Genomic DNA, 2,080 nt, shown 5'->3' with positions numbered 1-2,080 from the left:
TCGAAGAGGGCGTCAACGAGCGCGGCGAAACCGCGTTCACCATCGGCACCGACGACCCGAAGCGCGCGCTCATCCAGCCGATCGTGCGCGAGTGCCAGGTGTGGCGCGGCGGCGACCTGCTGCACCGCGGCCCGATCATGGTCGGCCGCGAGTCCGACGACGGCGCCACCACCACCTACGTGGTGCCCGACTTCCGCTGGTACTACGAGGGCCGCGGCTCCGCTGACGGCGCGAACCGGCTCATGGCGCGCGTCCCCCGGCTGCAGCTGCTCAAGAACGGCGGGTTCACGCAGGGGTTCACCTACTGGCGTGCTCTGTATGACGCGGAGTCGATTCCGGCGCTGCCGCCGCTCTACACCATCGTGGACGACCCCGAGACGCTGTCAGGCAAGGCCATTGATGTCACGGGCGCCGACGAGTCGCAGTTGCACACCGAGGACGTCGCCACGTCTGCGGTGTTCGTGCCGAACGAGTCGACGTACCTGTCCGGTGGCGAGGCCATCATCGAGGCCGTCGGGGAGAACATCCCCGATGGGGCGACGGTGCGCATCACCGGCCACACGGCGAACGACGGCACCGGCTCCGGCCTCGGACTGTCCCACGACCGGGCCCTCGCCGCGAAGGCGACCCTCGCCGCGCAGAACGGCACGCTCCAGTTCGTCACGCCGGACACGTCAAAGTGGAAGGCGGGTCAGTACGTCACGGGCGGCAACGTCGCCGGGCGCGGCTACTACGAGCCGGTCAGCAAACAGCTCGCCCCGAACCGGCGCGTGACCATCGCCTACGACGGCACCCTGCCGGCGACCGGGCACAAGCAGTTCATCGTGCAGACGTACTACATCGCGCACCCGACCACGGCGAAGTACCCGCTGACCCTGACGGCGAACGCGCGCTATAAGTTGCTCGAGTACATCGGCGCGTCGGCGGACGGGTGGAACCTGCGCGTGCGGGCCGTGCGCACGTCCACGCTCGAGGAGTACGACAGCAACTCGGCATCCATCAGCGAGGACACGCCGCTGAACAGGTGGTTCGACCTAGAGGCGTCGGTGGAGATCCCTGCGGACGGCAACTCGTACCGCATCGACGTGCGGCTCTACCCGCCCGCTGGCACGGCACGGTTCGCCGATGTCGGGCTCTACCCGGAGGAGCTGCTGTACTTCTGGGGCGTCGACCAGGCGCACATCGTCCGGGATGTCCTCGCGTTCGCGCAGGACCCGGACTACGGCTGGTCGGACCTCGGCATCACAACCCGCACCCCGGTCACTGGCGTCACGCGAGACCGCTCCTACGAGCTGACGGGCGGCTCCCCGCTGCCGGTCAAGCAGGTCCTCGACGAGTTCCCGTCGCTCGCGCACGGCGTCGACATCGGCGTGACGATGCGGCACGACCTGTCGCGGGTGGACACGCACTATCCCCGGCAGGGCGGCCCTACCAATGTCGTCCTCGTCGAGGGCGGCGCGGTCGTGCGTGCGCGTCCGGCGTCCGACCGGGATGCGTTCTCGCTCGTGCTGGTCCGTGCCAGTGAGGGCGGTCGGTATCGTCCCGAAGCGCTCGCCAAGGACGACGCGGCGCTCGACGGGCTGCGGCTGGCCAAGTACCTCACCGCGGAGTCGGAGACACCGATCACCGAGCTCGACGAGGCCGCGCGTGACGAGCTCGCCCGGTCGAAGGTGACGACGCCCGCGTACATCGTGGAGTGCGACCCGGCTTACACGTCCGAGCTGCGGTCACGGCTGGACCTAGGCGACACGTGCCGGCTGATCCTGCCCCGGTACGGGTTCGACGGACTGGTCCGGACGATGCAGCGGGCGCAGGACCCGAACACGGACGGGCTGACGCTGCTACTGACGGTGGAGGACTGATGCAGGGACTTGGGGGCGGCCGGGCCCGTGGGGACGCGAGCCTGGACAAGCGGCTGGGTCGCGTCGAGAAGGCCGTGGACCTGCTCGACCAGCGGATGCAGCGGCAGCAGCGGATCCCCCCGGCCACGTCGGGCGGCATCGTCGGCGTGTCCCGCTGTGAGGCGTACTCGTTCCAGGTGCAGGACGACGGCATCGGGTCGACCATCGCCGTCACCGAG

Annotated in this window: 2 protein-coding genes; both read left to right on the top strand. The window is 69.7% G+C overall.

What is annotated here, in order from left to right:
• On the top strand, positions 1–1,862 hold a 1,862-nt coding region (locus tag VIR15_RS07915; protein WP_331926930.1), incomplete at its 5' end, for a hypothetical protein.
• On the top strand, positions 1,862–2,080 hold a 219-nt coding region (locus VIR15_RS07910; protein WP_331926929.1), incomplete at its 3' end, for a hypothetical protein. The genes VIR15_RS07915 and VIR15_RS07910, both read left to right, overlap by 1 nt.

It is taken from the genome of Intrasporangium sp., from assembly GCF_036566125.1.
In the GTDB taxonomy this organism is placed as follows: Bacteria; Actinomycetota; Actinomycetes; order Actinomycetales; family Dermatophilaceae; genus Intrasporangium.
This window is presented reverse-complemented; position numbering and strand designations above follow the sequence as displayed.